We start from the raw sequence: 17,325 nt of genomic DNA on the forward strand, positions 1-17,325 counted from the left end.
GGCTGCGATCTTTTGATCTTGAAAAAGCAAAGATCGCAGCCTTCGGCAGCTCCTGCACGGAAATGTTGTGATCGCTCAGGCGAACGTTGAACCCTGTTCTAAGCTCACAGTCGTATCGTCACTTGCACGTTCGTACACAGGAAGGAGTCTGCATGGCAAGTCCCGGAATGAAAACAGCGGTCATGCTGAGTCTGTTCACTTTGCTCACCGCTTGCGGCGACAAGAAACCTGCTCAGGAATACCTGCCACGGGTCTTTGTGCAAGCGGTCGAACCGGCCAACTACGCCGCAGCGGTGACCCTCACCGGTGATGTGCAGGCGCGGGTGCAGACGCAGCTGTCGTTCCGCGTCGGCGGCAAGATCATTCAGCGCATGGTCGATGTCGGCGACCGGGTCACGGCCAAACAGGTACTGGCCAAGCTCGATCCGAAAGATCTGCAGACCAACGTCGATTCCGCTCAGGCCCAAGTCGTCGCCGAACAGGCCCGCGTCAAGCAAGCCGCGGCGGCCTTCGTCCGTCAGCAAAAACTCCTGCCCAAGGGCTACACCAGTCAGAGCGAATACGATTCGGCGCAAGCGGCGCTGCGCAGCAGCCAGAGCGCATTGAGCGCGGCGCAGGCGCAGTTGGCCAACGCCAGGGATCAGCTCAGCTATACCTCGCTGATCGCCGATGCACCGGGCGTGATCACCGAGCGCCAGGCTGAAGTCGGCCAAGTGGTACAGGCCACCGCACCGATTTTCAGCCTTGCCCGCGATGGCGACCGCGACGCAGTGTTCAATGTCTACGAATCGCTGCTGGCCGAGCGGCCGTCCGATCGTTCGATCGTGGTCAGCCTGCTCGACAACCCTGAAATCAAAACCACCGGCACCGTGCGCGAAATCACCCCCTCGGTATCGGCGCAGTCGGGCACCGTGCAGGTCAAGGTCAGCCTGGACAAATTGCCGCCGGGCATGCAGCTCGGTTCGGTGGTGAGCGCCACCGCCAAAGGCACCGGCAAATCGGCGGTGGAACTGCCATGGTCGGCGTTGACGAAAAACATCAGCGACCCGGCGGTATGGCTGGTCGATGACAAGGGCGAAGCGCAGTTGCATACGGTCACCGTCGGTCGTTACCTGACCGGCAAAGTGATCATCAGCGAAGGCCTCAAGGGCGGCGAGAAAGTCATCGTCGCCGGCGGCCAGTTGCTGCACCCCGGCATGAAAGTCGAGATTGCCGAAAACACCTACAAGGATCTGCAACCGGGAGCGCAGCCATGAAGCGTCTCGGCCTGTTGTGCATGGCGCTGCTGCTGGGCGCCTGCTCGGAAAAGGAAAAACCACCGGAACCGGTACGCCCGGTGCTGTCGGTCACGGTCAAAGCGCTGAACGAAGAAAGCCTCGGGCGCTTTGCCGGCAGCATTCAGGCGCGCTACGAGAGCAACACCGGTTTCCGCGTCGGCGGCCGGATCGCCCGGCGTAACGTCGATGTCGGCGCCGAGGTGCAGAAGGGCACTTTGCTCGCCACCCTCGACCCGTCCGACCAGCAGAATCAGTTGCGTTCGGCCCAAGGTGATCTGGCGAGGATCCAGGCGCAACTGATCAACGCCCAGGCCAACGCACGTCGTCAGCAAGCGCTGTTCGATCGCGGCGTCGGTGCCCAGGCGCAACTGGACGTCGCCAACACCGACCTGAAAACCACCCAGGCCTCGCTCGATCAGGCACGCGCAGCGGTCAGCCAGAGCAAGGACCAGTTGAGCTACACCGAGCTGCGCTCCGATCACAAAGCCGTGGTCACCGCGTGGAACGCCGAGGCCGGGCAGGTGGTGACCGCCGGGCAACAAGTGGTGACGCTGGCGCAACCGGACATCAAGGAAGCGGTGATCGACCTGCCCGATACGCTGGTCGATCAGTTGCCCAGCGACGTGGTGTTCTCGGTGGCCGCGCAACTGGACCCGAGCATCAACACCACGGCGATCATCCGCGAGATCGAGCCCCAGGCACAAAGCGCTACGCGCACCCGTCGCGCCCGTCTGACGTTGTCGGATACGCCGGACGGTTTCCGCCTCGGCACCGCGATCAGCGTGACCCTCAGCTCGGCGATCAAGCCGCGGATCGAACTGCCGCTCACGGCCTTGCAGGAAGTCGATGGCAAAACCCGGATCTGGGTGATCGACACGCAAAACAAAACCGTCAACCCGCGTGAGGTCAGCGTGGTCAGCCGTGGTGACAACAGCGTGGTGCTGGCCGGCGGTGTGCAAAACGGCGAACGCGTGGTCAGCGCCGGCGTCAACAGTCTCAAACCCGGACAATCGGTAAAACTTGACGAGGACAGTCAATGAAAGGCTCTTTCAACCTCTCCGAATGGGCCCTCAAGCACCAGTCTTTCGTGTGGTACCTGATGTTCGTCGGGCTGCTGATGGGGGTGTTCTCGTACTTCAATCTGGGGCGCGAAGAAGACCCGTCATTCACCATCAAGACCATGGTGATCCAGACCAAATGGCCGGGCGCGACCCAGGAAGAAACCCTCAAGCAGGTCACCGACCGCATCGAGAAAAAACTTGAGGAGCTCGATTCCCTCGACTACGTGAAAAGCTACACGCGCCCCGGCGAATCGACGGTGTACGTGTACCTGCGTGACACCACCAGTGCCAAGGACATCCCGGAAATCTGGTACCAGGTGCGCAAGAAGATCGACGACATTCGCGGCCAGTTCCCCCAGGGCATTCAGGGCCCGGGATTCAATGATGAATTCGGTGACGTGTACGGCTCGGTCTACGCCTTCACCGCCGACGGCCTGACCATGCGCCAGTTGCGCGATTACGTGGAACTGGCGCGCGCCGAAATCCGCAACGTGCCCGGGCTGGGCAAGATCGAAATGGTCGGCCAGCAGGACGAAACGATTTACCTGAATTTCTCCACGCGCAAACTCGCAGCGCTGGGTATCGACCAGCGCCAAGTGGTGCAGAGCCTGCAATCGCAGAACGCCGTGACCCCGGCCGGGGTGATCGAGGCGGGGCCAGAGCGGATTTCCGTACGCACCTCGGGCCAGTTCGCTTCAGAAAAAGACCTCGCCGAGGTCAATCTCAAGCTCAATGATCGCTTCTATCGTCTGGCCGACATCGCCGAGATCAGCCGTGGCTACGTCGACCCGGCGACGCCGGAATTCCGCTTCGACGGCAAACCGGCGATCGGCCTGGCGATTGCCATGCAGAAGGGCGGCAACGTTCAGGAGTTCGGTAAAGCGCTGCACGAGCGCATCGACCAGCTCACCGCTGATCTGCCGGTCGGCGTTGGCGTGCACACGGTTTCCGATCAGGCGGTGGTGGTGGAAGAGGCCGTTGGCGGTTTCACCAGCGCCCTGTTCGAAGCGGTCATCATCGTGCTGGTGGTGAGCTTCATCAGCCTCGGCGTGCGCGCTGGCCTGGTGGTGGCCTGCTCGATTCCGCTGGTGCTGGCGATGGTCTTTGTGTTCATGGAATACAGCGGCATCACCATGCAGCGGATTTCCCTCGGCGCGCTGATCATTGCCCTTGGCCTGCTGGTGGACGATGCGATGATCACCGTGGAAATGATGGTCACGCGTCTGGAAATGGGCGAGAGCAAAGAGCAGGCGGCGACCTTCGCCTACACTTCGACGGCGTTCCCGATGCTCACCGGTACGCTGGTGACCGTCGCCGGTTTCGTGCCCATCGGCCTCAACGCCAGCTCTGCCGGTGAGTACACGTTCACGCTGTTCGCGGTGATCGCGGTAGCGATGATCGTCTCGTGGGTGGTGGCGGTGTTCTTCGCGCCGGTGATTGGCGTGCACATCCTCAGCGACAAGGTGAAGGCCCATGATGCCGAGCCGGGTCGCGTCGGCCGGGCGTTCAACGGCGGTCTGCTGTGGGCCATGCGCAATCGCTGGTGGGCGATCGGCGTCACCGTGCTGTTGTTCGTGCTGGCAGTGTTCTGCATGCGCTTCGTACAGAACCAGTTTTTCCCGGCATCCGACCGCCCGGAAATTCTCGTCGACCTGAACCTGCCGCAAAACGCCTCGATCGATGAAACCCGCAAAGCGGTGGACAAGCTCGAAGCAACGCTCAAGGGCGATCCGGACATCGTGCGCTGGAGCACTTACATCGGTCAGGGCGCGATCCGTTTCTACCTGCCCCTCGATCAGCAATTGCAGAATCCGTACTACGCGCAACTGGTGATCGTCAGCAAGGATTTCGAGGCCCGCGAGGCCCTCAGCCAGCGCTTGCGCGAGCGCCTGCACAAAGACTTCGTCGGCATCGGCAGCTACGTGCAGGCCCTGGAGATGGGGCCTCCAGTGGGGCGTCCGATTCAGTACCGGGTCAGCGGCAAGGACGTCGATCAGGTGCGCAAACACGCCATCGATCTGGCCACCGAACTGGACAAGAACCCGCACATCGGCGAGATCATTTACGACTGGAACGAACCGGGCAAAGTCCTGCGCATCGACATCGCCCAGGACAAGGCGCGGCAACTCGGGCTGTCGTCCGAAGACGTCGCCAACCTGATGAACAGCATCGTCAGCGGCTCGCCGTTGACCCAGGTTGATGACGACATCTACCTGATCAACGTGGTCGGTCGCGCGGTGGACTCCGAGCGCGGTACCCCGGAAACCCTGCAGAACCTGCAGATCGTCACGCCGAGCGGCACCTCGATTCCGCTGCTGGCGTTCGCCACCGTGCGCTATGAACTGGAGCAGCCGCTGGTGTGGCGTCGTGATCGCTTGCCGACCATTACCATCAAGGCCTCGGTGCGCGACGAGATTCAGCCGACCGATCTGGTGAAATTGCTCAAGCCGTCGATCGACGCTTTTGCGTCGAAATTGCCGGTCGGCTACAAGGTCGCCACCGGCGGTACGGTCGAGGAAAGCGGCAAGGCCCAGGGGCCGATTGCCAAGGTGCTGCCGCTGATGCTGTTTCTGATGGCGACGTTCCTGATGATCCAGTTGCACAGCGTGCAGAAGATGTTCCTGGTCGCCAGTGTCGCCCCGCTGGGGCTGATCGGCGTAGTGCTGGCGCTGGTGCCGACCGGTACGCCGATGGGCTTTGTGGCGATCCTCGGGATTCTTGCGCTGATCGGCATCATCATCCGCAACTCGGTGATCCTGGTGACCCAGATCGATGAGTTCGAGCAAAAGGGCTACGCGCCGTGGGACGCGGTGGTCGAAGCCACCGAACACCGACGCCGCCCCATCCTGCTGACCGCCGCAGCGGCGAGCATGGGCATGATCCCGATTGCGCGGGAAGTGTTCTGGGGGCCGATGGCCTACGCGATGATTGGCGGCATCGTCGTGGCGACGTTGCTGACGCTGCTGTTCCTGCCGGCGTTGTATGTAGCCTGGTACAAGATTCGTGAACCGCAGAAGGACGCGGCTTAAAAGCGAGTGCTGCGCACTCATCGCGAGCAGGCTCACTCCTACAGTTGAAATGCGTCCCCTGTAGGAGTGAGCCTGCTCGCGATGGCGTCAGAACGGTTTATGAAGATTTATGCCACACGCTCGCCAGCCAAGGCTGCTGTTCGCGCGGCAAACCGGCCGGCCGGTAATAATGCTCAAGCTCGACAAACCCCGCCGCCGTCAACAAACCGCGCCAGGCCTCGAGATCGTGGTACGAGCCGTAGCGCGGCCCGTTCCAGCCCTCCCGGTTGTCGCCACGCGGATTGGAGCTGAACAACACACCGCCCGGTTTCAGGGTGTCGTGCAATTGCCGCAGCACCTGCGGCAATACCTGCAACGGCACATGAAACAGCACGGCATTGGCGAAAATGCCGTCGAAGCGTGCGGCGGGCAGGTCAAGTTGCAGAAAGTCCTGCTGCCAGACTTCGCAACCGCTGTCCTCGCGGGCCATGCGCGCGAATTCCTGCGAGCCATCGAGGCCGATCGCGTGGTGGCCCATGCGCGTGAACGTCTGCAAATCCCGTCCCGGACCGCAGCCGAAATCCAGAATGGTCAACGGCGGCTCCGCCTGAATGTGGCGCAACAGCGCTTCGATATTCTGGCTGACATCGTGGTCGCGAGTGCCCTCACGGAAATCCTCGGCTACCGAGTTGTAGTGACCAAGAGTAGTGGCGGTGATCTGTTCGAGGTCGCTGGGCGTTTTCATGATCGATGCTGTATTGGCAATGTGAGGGCGGACTATAAGCTGTTTTGCCGGCAAAAAAACGCCGCCTGCGCTGGCTTCAGTGCGGGCGGCGATGGGTGCCAGGCTTCAGAGCTGCTTCGCTCCCAGACAATCGATCGAACGGTCCATCATCGCTTTGGCCATTTCCAGCAGATGCCAGACCGAGAACACCATGGCGCGATCCGCGCCCCCGAGCTGATCACCGCATTGATGCACGGTCACCGAAGCGCAGCGCAGCAGATCGGCGACATACAACTGCGCATCCTCCAGCGTCACATCCTCGCTGATGCTGTAGACACGTTTCTGTCCCGCCAACGTGACCTGTGTGCCAGCCAGATGCGAGTCGACGGCGCGGCACAGTGCGGAGCGATCCTTGAGCAAATCCTCGGTGAACCGCTTGCTTGAGGTAAGGCTGAGTGGCGGATCGGCAAGATTTTTTTCCATGGGTAAACTCCTGACTACAAGTGGGAGCCAACCATTTCGCGACTAAACGAGCAGGGCGGCGGCTGCACGCGGATCAGTCGCCGGCCGCCGGTTATCGGCGCACCCGAAAGTGCCCTGCGCACAGCCAACATCGGACAGCTAAAGCCTCTGCCGAGGTCAGGCCTGACTGCACGCCCAGCGAATCCGGACAACTGAATCCGGTCACCGCAAAACAGTGACGACCGGAGATTAGCTACGGGATATTTCGGGTACAAGCGGGCAAATTATTCTAGGAATCGTCCTGCAAACCCGCGTGGTTCGGGCTGGCGAAACGATAAAAATCATGTAGGAAGCTTCTGATTTTAACTACAGGCGTTGCCCAAAATAGTGCGATCACATCGGCTCGGTTGATGGCCACCTGCCGCTATCGACCTTAGCGCTTATTCAGACCTCGCGCCAGCCTGTCTCCACCCAATTGAATCAGCGCCACCAACGCCACCAGCAAGACAATCACCGTCAACATGATCTGACTGTCGAAGCGCTGATAGCCGTAGCGGTAAGCGATATCCCCCAACCCGCCCGCACCGATTGCACCGGCCATCGCCGAGGAGTTGATCATTGTCACCAGGGTGATAGTGAACCCTCCGACAATTCCGGGCAGCGCCTCGGGCAACAGTACATGCCAGACGATGTGCCAGCGTCGGCAGCCCATCGCCTGTGCCGCTTCGATCAGGCCATGATCGACCTCGCGCAGACTCACTTCGGCGATCCGCGCAAAGAACGGCGTTGCCGCGATTGTCAGCGGAACCACAGCGGCCCACACACCGTATGTGGTGCCGACGATCAGGCGGGTGAATGGAATCAGGGCGACCATCAGAATCAGGAATGGAATCGAGCGGAACAGATTGACGAAGGCGCCCAAGGCGCGGTTCAGCAACGGCGCTTGATAGATCCCGCCCTTGTCGCTGGTGACCAGAATCACCGCCATGGGAATGCCCACCAGCAGCGCGATCAGCGACGACACGCCGACCATCAAAAAGGTGTCGATAAAACCCTGCAGCAAGCGATCAAACCACATAACCCAATACCTCCACCCGTTGCGCCCAGTGTCCGGCGTGTTCACGCAATTGTTCGGCGCTGAAAGTCGAGCCGCTGACGGCCAGCAACAGCTGCCCCAGCGCATGACCCTGGATCCGTTCGACACCGCCCTGAAGCAGCTTCACCCGGCCACCCAATGCAGCGAATAACGCGGCCAGATCCGGCTCGTCTGCCGCACTGCCGGTGAACTGCAAACGCAACACCACCGCCGCATCAGAAGCCGTGGATTGCGCCTGCAAACGGCTTTGCAATTCTTCCGGCAGGGCGTGCTGCAGCGGCGCCAGCAGGGTCTGGCTGACTGCGTGTTGCGGATTGCCGAACACTTGCCACACCGGCCCTTGCTCGACCACATGGCCATGCTCGAGCACGACGACGCGGTCGCAAATCTCGCGGATCACCGCCATCTCGTGAGTGATCAGCACAATGGTCAGGCCCATGCGTTTATTGATCTGGCGCAACAGGCCGAGGATCGACTGCGTGGTTTCCGGGTCGAGGGCCGACGTCGCTTCATCGCAGAGCAGAATGTCCGGGTCATGTACCAGCGCGCGGGCGATGCCGACGCGCTGTTTCTGCCCGCCGGAAAGCTGCGCCGGGTATGCCTTGTGCTTGCCTTGCAGGCCGACCAGTTCGAGCAGTTCGCGGACCTTGTTCTCGCGTTGCGCTTTCGGCACACCGGCCACTTTCAGCGGCAACTCGACGTTCTGCCAGACGGTCTTGGCCGACATCAGATTGAAATGCTGGAAGATCATGCCGATGCGGCGGCGCAGGGCGACGAGGCGGTCTTCATCGAACTCGCCGATATCCACCTGATCGATCAGCACGCGGCCCGATGTCGGTTGCTCGAGACGATTGATCGTACGGATCAACGACGACTTGCCGGCGCCGCTGCGGCCGATGATGCCGAACACTTCCCCGCGCTGGATTGCCAGGTCGATGCCCTGCAAAGCCGCGACCGGGCCTTGCCGGCCGTTGTAGGTTTTGCCCAGGCCGATAAAGCGTACGTGGGCGCGATTCAACTCGGGGTGCAGCTCGGTTTGTTCAGCATTGTGTGGCTCTGGAAGCTCCAGTCGCCGTTGGATCGCGGCAGTCATGTTCAGCTTTCCCAACCGGCCTGATAGAGCTTGCCGTGGGCTTTGTCCAGCGCCGCGCGAACGGCTGGCGAATGCTGATAGATGTCGACGAACTTGATCAGGCGCGGGTCGGTTTTGCTCTTCGGCTGGATGACGAACTGGATCACGTATTCCTTGTGATCGAGACCGTCGAACAGCAGCGCCGAGCCGGCATCGAAGGTCTTCGCCAATCGGATATAGGCCGGGTAACCCTGGACCAGATCGGCGTCGTCATACGCGCGCACCAGTTGCACGGCTTCGACCTGAAGGATCTTGATCTTCTTCGGGTTGGCGACGATGTCGTCCTCGGTGGCCTTGTAGCCGACGCCCGGTTTCAAGGTGATCAACCCGGCCTTGGCGAGCAATTGCAGCCCGCGACCGCTGTTGATCGGATCGTTGGCGATGGCGACGCTGGCGCCTTCGGGCAGCTCATCGAAGCTTTTGTATTTCTTCGAATACAGGCCGACGTTGTTGATGATCCCCGGTGCGAACGGCACCAGATCGAAACCGGACGCGGCTTTGGCGTTTTCCAGGAACGGGATGTGCTGGAAGTAATTCACGTCGATATCACCAGCGGCGAGGCTGACGTTGGGCGCGATCCAGTCGGTGAATTCCACCAGCTCGACTTTCAGGCCTTGCCTGGAGGCCTCTTCGACGGCGGCTTCCAGCGGAATGGCAAACGCGGCGGTGGTGCCGATTTTCAACGGTGCATCGGCGGCGAAGATAGCCGAGCTGAACAGGCCGAAGGCCAGGGCCAGTGCTTTGACTGGGTGGGACAGGAGTTTCTTGGTCATGATGGTTTTTTCCAGTCAGTGCATAAGATGTGTGGTGTCTGTTATGGCCTCATCGCGAGCAGGCTCACTCCTACATTTGGAATGCGTTCCCCTGTAGGAGTGAGCCTGCTCGCGATGCTTTTAGCGGCGAAACGCGGAACCGGTGTGTTGCTCGGGCAACTGCGCCTCCCCGTGAAACAGCTTTTCGCGCAAGGTGCCGTCGTCGTACGCGGTCTTGTACGAGCCGCGCCGCTGCAACTCGGGAATCACCAGTTCGATGAAATCGACATAGCTTTCCGGGGTGACGATGCGGGTCAGGTTGAAACCGTCCAGCCCGGTTTCGGCGATCCACGATTCCAGCGCATCCGCCACTTGCTCGGGCGAGCCGACCACGGTGATGTAGCGGCCTCCGAGGGCGTGTTGCTCGAGCAATTTGCGTCGGGTCCAGTCGTTGTTCTGCAGATTTTTCGTCGCCGACTGAATCGCGTTGCTCTTCACGTACTGGATCGGTTCGTCGATTTCGTATTGGGCAAAGTCGATGCCGGTGGACGCGGAAAAGTGCGCCACGCCGGCCTCGGCACTGGCGTAACTCAAGTACTCGGCATGCTTGGCCCAAGCCGCCTCTTCGGTGGCACCGACAATGACGTTGAGGCCCATGAACACCTTGATGTCTTGCGGATTGCGCCCGGCCTCGACCGCGCTGGCGCGGACTTTATCGACCTGCACCCTGGTCGACGGTTTGTTCTGACCGCTGATGAACACGCACTCGGCGTGCCGCCCGGCGAAGAGCAATCCGCGATCGGAGCTGCCAGCCTGAAACAGCACTGGCGTGCGCTGCGGTGAAGGTTCGCAGAGGTGATAGCCCTCGACCTGATAGAACTCGCCCCTGTGCTCGACCTTGTGCACTTTTTGCGGGTTGGCGTAGATGCGCTGCTCCCGGTCATTGAGCACCGCGCCGTTTTCCCAGCTGCCTTCCCAGAGTTTGTACAACACCTGCAGATATTCTTCGGCCTGGTCATAGCGACGGTCGTGTTCGACCTGTTCGCGCAGACCCATGGCTTTGGCAGCGCTGTCCAGGTAACCGGTGACGATGTTCCAGCCGACCCGGCCGCGACTCAGATGATCGAGCGTGGACATGCGTCGAGCGAACAGATACGGCGGTTCGTAAGTGAGATTGGCGGTCAGGCCGAAGCCGAGGTTTTTGGTGACAGCGGCCATCGCCGAAACCAGTAGCAGCGGATCGTTGACCGGCAACTGGATCGACTCCTTCAGCGTCACGTCCACCGAGTTCTGGTAGACGTCGTAGACGCCGACGATATCAGCGATGAACAAGCCATCGAATAATCCGCGCTCCAACAGCTGCGCCAGTTCGGTCCAGTACTCGATGGTGTTGTAGCGGGTCGAGGTGTCGCGCGGATGCGTCCACAGGCCATGATTGATATGGCCGATGCAGTTCATGTTGAACGCATTGAGCAGGATCTTCTTTTTCGCGACGGCCATCAGATGGTCCCCCGCAATGGCGGTTTTTCGTCATTGAGGTAGTAGTTGCCCACCGCGTGATATTTCCAGCGCACTGGGTCATGCAGGGTGTGCACGCGAGCGTTGCGCCAGTGCCGGTCGAGGCCGTGCTCACTCAGCGTCGCCTGACTGCCGGCGAGTTCGAACAGCGTACTGCCAGCGGCGAGGGAAATTTCCGTGCTGATTGCGCGTGCTTCAGCCACCGCGATCGATGCGGCAGCGACAGTGTCAGCATTGGTTTCAGCTTGCGCGGCATCAAGGAATTCGCCGGCGCGCTCGAGCAAGGCTTCGGTGGCGTGCAGACGAATGCTCAAGTGGCCAAAGCTCTTCAGCGTCAGCGGATCTTCGGTGGCTTTGTCGTTGCCGGAATCGATCCACGGACGGGTCTTGCTGCGCACGAAGTGCAACGCATCTTCGTAAGCGGCGCGGGCAATGCCAGTGTCGATGGCGGCGTGAAGAATCTGCGCCAGCGGGCCGACGGTGGTCGGGCGCTCGAAAGCGCTCTGGAACGGCAGCACGTCTTCAGCCGCCACATACACATCTTCGAACACCACCGAGCCGCTGCCGGTGGTGCGCTGGCCGAAGCCGCTCCAGTCGTCGATCACCGTCAGGCCTTTGCTCTCACGCGGGACGAAGGCCAGTTGCTGCACGCCGTTTTCATCGACTACCGACGTCGGGATGCGCTGCGCGTAAATCGCCCCGGTCGAGTAGAACTTGCGACCGTTGATGCGATAACCCTCGCCGTCGTGGGTGAGGCGCGTGACGCGGTCGTGTGCGGTTTTGGTGCCCAGTTCTGCCAAGGCATTGCCGAAGCGTTGCCCGGCGAGTACCTCGGCGTACAGGCGCTGTTTCTGTTCGTCGCTGCCATTCACGCGCAGCACTTCCAGCGCGTAGAAATGGTTCTGCGGAATCTGTCCCAGCGAGCCGTCGGCCTGGGCGATCAGCGCGATGACTGTGGCCAGGGTGACGTTGGATACGCCAGCGCCGCCGTATTCTTTCGGCACGCTGATGGCCCACAAACCGGAGCGGGAAAACACTTCGAGCTCCGCCAATGGCAGGCGGCGTTCGCGGTCGCGCAGGGCACTGTCGCGCTTGAAGTCTTCGGCCAGGTCGCTGGCGACGATCAGGGCTTGCTCATCGCTGGTGATGACCGCGACGTGATGGGAAAGCGTCATGTTTTTCCTCCAGATGTCTGGTCGTCTCAGATCCAGGAATGGCGAGCCGGCAAGGTGCCGTTGAGGCGATAAGCACCGACCGCGTGATATTTCCAGCGCACCGGGTCGTGCAGGGTGTGCACGCGTGCGTTGCGCCAGTGGCGGTCGAGATTGAATTCGGCAAGGGTCGCGCGACTGCCCGCCAGTTCGAACAGCTTTTCGCTGGCCAGCAGCGATACTTCGGTGGTCAGCACTTTCGCTTCGGCCACGGCGATAGACGCGCGTGCGGCCGATTCGGCAGTCAGCGGTGCGGCGTGGACCTGATCGAGTACTTTGCCGGCCTTGCGCAGCAGTGCTTCGGCGGCGTGCAGTTCGATTTTCAGCTTGCCGATATCGGCGATCACGTAGAGGTCATCGCTGGCGCGCTCGACCTTGGCATCGATCCATGGCCGCGCGCGGGTTTTGACGAAGTCGATGGCGTCGTCGATGGCGCCACGGGCGATGCCGGCATCGATCGCCGCTTGAATCAGCTGCGACACTGCGCCTTGGGTGTTCGGCTTCTCGTTGATCTTCCAGTTGTCGATGACCAGGCTCGACTCGACGCGCACGTTGTTCAGCAAAATCGTGCCGCTGGCGGTGGTGCGCTGGCCGAAGCCCGACCAGTCATCAACGATGCGCAAACCCGGTGTGCCGCGACGGACGAAAGCCAGCACTTGCCTGCCGTCATCGTTGAGCGCTTTCACCGCGACCCAGTGCGCAAACAGGGCACCGGTGGAGTAGAACTTCTGGCCGTTGATCACGTAGTCGTCGCCATCGGCGGTGATGCGCGCTTTCAGTTCCAGAGTATTTTTTGTGCCACGTTCCGGGCCGGCATTACCGATGCGCGAGCCTTCCAGAACACTCTGGAACAGCTGCTTTTTCTGCGCTTCGGTGGCGCTGCCGAGCACCAGATTGATGATGCCGAACTGGTTCTGCGGAATCTGCCCGAGCGCCGGGTCGGCGGCGGAAATGATCGCGAATACTTCGGCCAGCGTGACGAAGGAAACCTGAGGGCCGCCGTATTCACGGGGAATGGCAATGCTGCCCAGACCGCTGCGGGTGAACTGTTCGATTTCCGACCACGGCAGCTTGCGCTGGCGGTCGCGTTTGGCCGCCTGCACGCGGGCAACCTGCGCCAGGTCATGGGCGGCCTTGATCGCTTGAGCGTCGTTGCGCAGTACTTGCGCGGGCAACAACAGCGGGGCGATGTCCAGATCGGACTGCACGTTTGCATCTGCAAGACTGGACATCAGTGCCGCTCCCTGGCTGCACGCAATGCCCTGGCGATCTGCACTGGGGTGATTGTGTTCCGGACCATACCTACCTCACATCTCATGAAAAACGCCGCGAAGCGCGACGATTGAAAGAATGTCCGGTGGTCCGGTTCATATACCCTAAGCGCGTATAAAAATTAAATAAACTAACTTTTAGGAATATGCATAGAAGGGGGGATGTCAGCGTTGGTTGCCGATTTTCAGGTGAGAGGTAACTTACCTCCCATCCTGACCAGGGCTCACTTGGTGCGCGATTCGGCGGCCTTGAATTCGGGCTTCAACGGGACTTTCACATACGGATTCACGCAGCCGATTTTCAATGTGCGCGGCGGCGCCCAGCGCGAGTTGTTACCGACCCGGTCGAGGATGCAATAGGTCACGTCCAGTCGCAGATCTTCGCCCGCTTCGACGATGACTGCCGGTGGCACCCACACCTGAATCGGCAGCCCGACGTCGGCCGCCGTGACCGGCGCCAGATCCATGCGCACATCGCCCCAGCGCAGGGTGATGGCGTCGTCTTCAGCCATGTTCAGATAGGGTTCGATGGTCAGCGGCACGCCGCGTTTGATCTGGTTGGGGTTTACGCCCTGACGGCGAATCGCCTCCGGGATGATCACCGGTGCCAGTTGCTGATTTTCGTCGTCGCACTGCCCAGTGGGCTGGCCACCAGGGCAATCAAGTTTGACCTGCACCCGGGTCGCTGAGGACAGGGCGGGGCCTTGGCCGACCTGCATTACGCGGTAGTGAATGCGGGCGGTACCGTTGGCGATGAAACTCTCCGGCACCCGCAGGCTGACGGGCGCGCCGACATCGGCCGCGCTGAGGACTTTGGAAGCGACATAACACTTGTTCCAGAACAGCTCGATCAGGTCGCCATCGTCCATGCCAGGGTAGGGCGGCACATTGACCAGCAGGTGAGCGGCTGTCGCCAGGTTGACGCCGGTTGTCTGTGCGCATGCCAGCGTTGGCGCTGCAAGTTCGGGGGTGTGCGAAGTGCGGGTCATCGGTTTCTCTCCTTGAAGTCTTGCAGCGAAATCCGTTTCTGGAAAACAAAAGGCGCGAATCAACTGGCAATAAAGTGACAAGTATTTTGCTCAGTATTGATTTGGTTTTTTTGAACTAAGTGGCGCCGGTTGCCGACTAGATAAAAGTCTGCAGAGAGGGGTGTCAATAGACGGGGTTAGTTAATCCGTGAATTACAAGTTAATCAGAAATCTCCTACGCCATTGAGGCACTGTGCCTCGGCGGAGTGGCGAAAGCAGCTACAGAAAAACGCCGATTCCGCTGCGTTTTGTGCGGGTTTATGCTTGAGCAAACGTATAGGGATGCGATGACTCAAGGATGAATGCATGCATTGCGCAATGTATCTTGCGTGCGCTGATAATAAATATCTGAAAGGTACAAGTGCGGGAGAGAAAAGCTAACTTCCATCCGTGGAAGTTAAGAGCTATTGCAGAGAAAGTTCTCAGGCGTGATTCAGGAACTTGCTGAGAAACTGTTGGGTGCGTTCTTCTTTCGGGTTGGCAAACAGTGCTTTCGCTTCACCTTGCTCGACAATTACGCCCTTGTCGAAAAACACCACACGATTGGCCACGTCACGGGCGAATCCCATTTCATGGGTGACAATCACCATGGTGCGATTTTCTTCCGCAAGTCCTCTAATGGTTGCCAGCACCTCGCCAACCAGTTCCGGATCGAGCGCTGAGGTCGGTTCGTCGAAGAGGATGACTTCCGGCTCCATCGCCAGCGCCCGGGCGATCGCCACGCGCTGCTGTTGGCCACCGGAGAGACGACGCGGATAAGCATCCTCTTTGCCGGCGAGCCCAACCTTGGTCAGCAGCTTCTTGCCCAGCGCAACGGCTTGGTCGCGCGGCATCTTCTTGACCACGATCGGGCCTTCGATGACGTTTTCCAAGGCAGTGCGATGGGGGAACAGGTTGAAGTTCTGGAACACGAAACCGACGTGCTGACGAAGGTTACGCACCAGACTCTGTTGCTGGTTCAACGGGCGGCCGGTATCGATTTCGATATCGCCGACCTTGATCCGGCCGCTGGTGGGTTCTTCGAGGAAATTCAGGCAGCGCAGGAACGTCGTTTTCCCCGAGCCGCTGGGGCCGATGATCGCGACGACTTCGCCTTCCTTTACCTCAAGGTCGATGCCGTTGAGCACGACCTGACCCTTGAATTGCTTGGTCAGTTTTTCCACGACAATCATCGGGTCAGGACTCCTGGTCATGCCGATTGACCCGCTCTTCCAACTTGTTCTGGAAGTGCGAAAGCACTGTGGCCAGAATCCAGTAGATCAGCGCAGCGGCAAGATACATGGTGAAGACTTCGAAAGTCCGGGCGGTAATCAGCTGCGCCTGACGGAACAGTTCCGGCACCTGGATGGTGGCGGCCAGCGCCGTGTCCTTGACCAGCGAAATGAAGCTGTTGCCCAGCGGCGGCAATGCCGTGCGCATCGCTTGCGGCAGGATGGCCCGCCGCAAGGTCTGCGCGCGGGTCATGCCGATACTCGCAGCAGCTTCCCACTGACCGCGTTCGATCGAACCGATCGCGGCACGCAGGATTTCACAGGCGTAGGCGGCCATGTTCAGCGAAAAGCCGATCAGTGCCGCCGGCAGCGGATCAAGCTCCATGCCCAGTTGCGGCAGGCCGTAATAGATCACGAACAATTGCACCAGCAACGGCGTGCCGCGGAAGAACGACACGTAGATGCGGGCCAGCCAACTGACCGATTTGAAGCGCGACAGGCGCATCAGTGCCAGGCCGAAGCCCAGCAGCAGACCGAAGAACATCCCGCCGAGGCTGAGAACTACCGTGTAGTACGCGCCCTTCAACAGGAAGGGCGCGGAATCCAGCGCGAGTTGGAAAGCCTCTTCCATTATTTAGTGACGTCTGCGTTGAAGTATTTCTTCGACAGTTTCTCAAGGGTGCCGTCGGCACGCAGTTCGTCCAGCGCCTTGTTCACCGCAGCCAGCAGTTCAGGCTCGCCTTTGCGCAGGGCGATACCGGATTCCTGACGGGAGAAGGCCTCACCGGCAGCCACGGTTTTCGGGGCTTTCTTGGCGTATTCGAGTGCAGCCAGACGGTCGATCAGGATGGCATCGGTACGACCGTTGTTGAGGTCGGCGAACTTGGTCGGATCATCATCGTAGGTGCGCACGTCAGCACCAGGCACGTTGGCGCGAACCCACTGCTCGTAGTTGGTGCCCAGGCCGACACCGACTTTCTTGCCGGACAGGTCAGCGGCGGTCTTGATATTCAGCGCCGACTCTTTGCTTTTCAGCACGAGGGCCTGAATGCCGGAGACAGTGTAGGGTTCGGAGAAATCATACTTCTTCTTGCGCTCGTCGGAGATGGTCACCTGATTGACAACGAGGTCCAGACGCTTGGATTCCAGCGCAGCGAGGATGCCGTCCCATTTGGTCGGCTGGATCTTGGCCTTGACCCCGAGTTTTTGCGCCAGCGCTTCGGAGAGCTCGACTTCGAAACCGGACAGCTTGCCGTTCTCGTCGACGAAGCTGAACGGCGGATAAGTACCTTCCAGGCCGACGTTGAGAACGCCTTTGTCCTTGATCTGTTGCAACTGCTCACCGGCCACTGCCTGACCGATCAGGCCGGCGCCCAGCGCCAGACCCAGCGAACCGACCAGCAGAGTGCGACGTAGTGCGGAAAAATTCATGACAAGCCCCTGTGTTTTCTTATGGAAGACGCTTAAGGAATGTAGGCAAATGGGTGATTTGGACGACAGCGCTATCCTGCCTTAAAGCAGCTTAAGCGTCTCGCCCGAAATTCGCCTGCGGCGAGACTATAAGATGTCTGTTT

General features: G+C 60.4%; 15 protein-coding genes. 3 read left to right on the forward strand and 12 right to left on the reverse strand.

All coding sequences use genetic code 11. The features are described from left to right. The first annotated feature begins 152 nt into the window (after positions 1-152). Genes DCO47_RS13735 through DCO47_RS13745 form a run of 3 tightly spaced genes read left to right on the forward strand, consistent with a single transcriptional unit; the run spans position 153 to position 5,367 of the window. Positions 153-1,256: an efflux RND transporter periplasmic adaptor subunit gene (locus DCO47_RS13735; RefSeq protein ID WP_064361610.1), complete on the forward strand. Its 1,104-nt coding sequence runs from the start codon at positions 153-155 to the stop codon at positions 1,254-1,256. Continuing rightward, the gene (locus DCO47_RS13740; protein WP_064361609.1) at positions 1,253-2,317 is read left to right on the forward strand and encodes an efflux RND transporter periplasmic adaptor subunit; all 1,065 of its coding nucleotides are present in this window, start codon (positions 1,253-1,255) and stop codon (positions 2,315-2,317) included. The genes DCO47_RS13735 and DCO47_RS13740 overlap by 4 nt, the downstream gene beginning before the upstream one ends. Continuing rightward, the gene (locus DCO47_RS13745; protein ID WP_065615350.1) at positions 2,314-5,367 is read left to right on the forward strand and encodes an efflux RND transporter permease subunit; all 3,054 of its coding nucleotides are present in this window, start codon (positions 2,314-2,316) and stop codon (positions 5,365-5,367) included. The genes DCO47_RS13740 and DCO47_RS13745 overlap by 4 nt, the downstream gene beginning before the upstream one ends. 97 nt (positions 5,368-5,464) lie before the next feature. On the opposite strand, the gene DCO47_RS13750 is transcribed toward DCO47_RS13745, so the two are convergent. The 12 genes from DCO47_RS13750 to tcyJ form a co-directional block, all read right to left on the reverse strand. After that, complete coding sequence (locus tag DCO47_RS13750; protein ID WP_173867422.1) at positions 5,465-6,094, reverse strand: bifunctional 2-polyprenyl-6-hydroxyphenol methylase/3-demethylubiquinol 3-O-methyltransferase UbiG; 630 nt, start codon at positions 6,092-6,094, stop codon at positions 5,465-5,467. 102 nt (positions 6,095-6,196) lie between these two features. After that, positions 6,197-6,553 carry a DUF6124 family protein gene (locus tag DCO47_RS13755; RefSeq protein ID WP_042608557.1) on the reverse strand — a complete coding sequence of 119 codons (357 nt, stop codon included), beginning with the start codon at positions 6,551-6,553 and terminating at the stop codon, positions 6,197-6,199. A gap of 412 nt (positions 6,554-6,965) precedes the next feature. Continuing rightward, complete coding sequence (locus tag DCO47_RS13760) at positions 6,966-7,610, reverse strand: methionine ABC transporter permease (RefSeq protein WP_064361607.1); 645 nt, start codon at positions 7,608-7,610, stop codon at positions 6,966-6,968. Further along, the gene (locus DCO47_RS13765) at positions 7,600-8,721 is read right to left on the reverse strand and encodes a methionine ABC transporter ATP-binding protein (protein WP_116658275.1); all 1,122 of its coding nucleotides are present in this window, start codon (positions 8,719-8,721) and stop codon (positions 7,600-7,602) included. Before DCO47_RS13765 ends, DCO47_RS13760 begins: the two co-directional genes overlap by 11 nt. A 2-nt stretch (positions 8,722-8,723) precedes the next feature. Further along, entirely contained in the window at positions 8,724-9,533 is an 810-nt protein-coding gene (locus tag DCO47_RS13770) for a MetQ/NlpA family ABC transporter substrate-binding protein (RefSeq protein ID WP_116658276.1), read from the reverse strand. A gap of 120 nt (positions 9,534-9,653) precedes the next feature. Then, positions 9,654-11,012, reverse strand: coding sequence for an LLM class flavin-dependent oxidoreductase (locus tag DCO47_RS13775; RefSeq protein ID WP_116658277.1), 1,359 nt, complete (start codon positions 11,010-11,012; stop codon positions 9,654-9,656). Further along, positions 11,012-12,205 carry an SfnB family sulfur acquisition oxidoreductase gene (locus DCO47_RS13780; RefSeq protein WP_116658278.1) on the reverse strand — a complete coding sequence of 398 codons (1,194 nt, stop codon included), beginning with the start codon at positions 12,203-12,205 and terminating at the stop codon, positions 11,012-11,014. Before DCO47_RS13780 ends, DCO47_RS13775 begins: the two co-directional genes overlap by 1 nt. 26 nt (positions 12,206-12,231) lie before the next feature. Beyond that, the gene (locus DCO47_RS13785; RefSeq protein ID WP_116658279.1) at positions 12,232-13,473 is read right to left on the reverse strand and encodes an SfnB family sulfur acquisition oxidoreductase; all 1,242 of its coding nucleotides are present in this window, start codon (positions 13,471-13,473) and stop codon (positions 12,232-12,234) included. Positions 13,474-13,736: 263 nt separating this feature from the next. After that, positions 13,737-14,501, reverse strand: a complete 765-nt coding sequence (locus DCO47_RS13790) for a hypothetical protein (protein ID WP_116658280.1) — start codon at positions 14,499-14,501, stop codon at positions 13,737-13,739. Between the two features lie 461 nt (positions 14,502-14,962). Next, positions 14,963-15,712, reverse strand: a complete 750-nt coding sequence (tcyN, locus tag DCO47_RS13795) for an L-cystine ABC transporter ATP-binding protein TcyN (protein WP_042608565.1) — start codon at positions 15,710-15,712, stop codon at positions 14,963-14,965. A 4-nt stretch (positions 15,713-15,716) separates the two neighbouring features. Further along, the gene (gene tcyL / locus DCO47_RS13800) at positions 15,717-16,382 is read right to left on the reverse strand and encodes a cystine ABC transporter permease (protein ID WP_042608566.1); all 666 of its coding nucleotides are present in this window, start codon (positions 16,380-16,382) and stop codon (positions 15,717-15,719) included. Next, positions 16,382-17,182, reverse strand: a complete 801-nt coding sequence (gene tcyJ / locus DCO47_RS13805) for a cystine ABC transporter substrate-binding protein (RefSeq protein ID WP_042608567.1) — start codon at positions 17,180-17,182, stop codon at positions 16,382-16,384. The genes tcyL and tcyJ overlap by 1 nt, the downstream gene beginning before the upstream one ends. Between the last annotated feature and the right edge of the window lie 143 nt (positions 17,183-17,325).

It is taken from the genome of Pseudomonas sp. NDM (assembly GCF_003105095.1).
GTDB classification, from domain to species: Bacteria; Pseudomonadota; Gammaproteobacteria; order Pseudomonadales; family Pseudomonadaceae; genus Aquipseudomonas; species Aquipseudomonas moraviensis_A.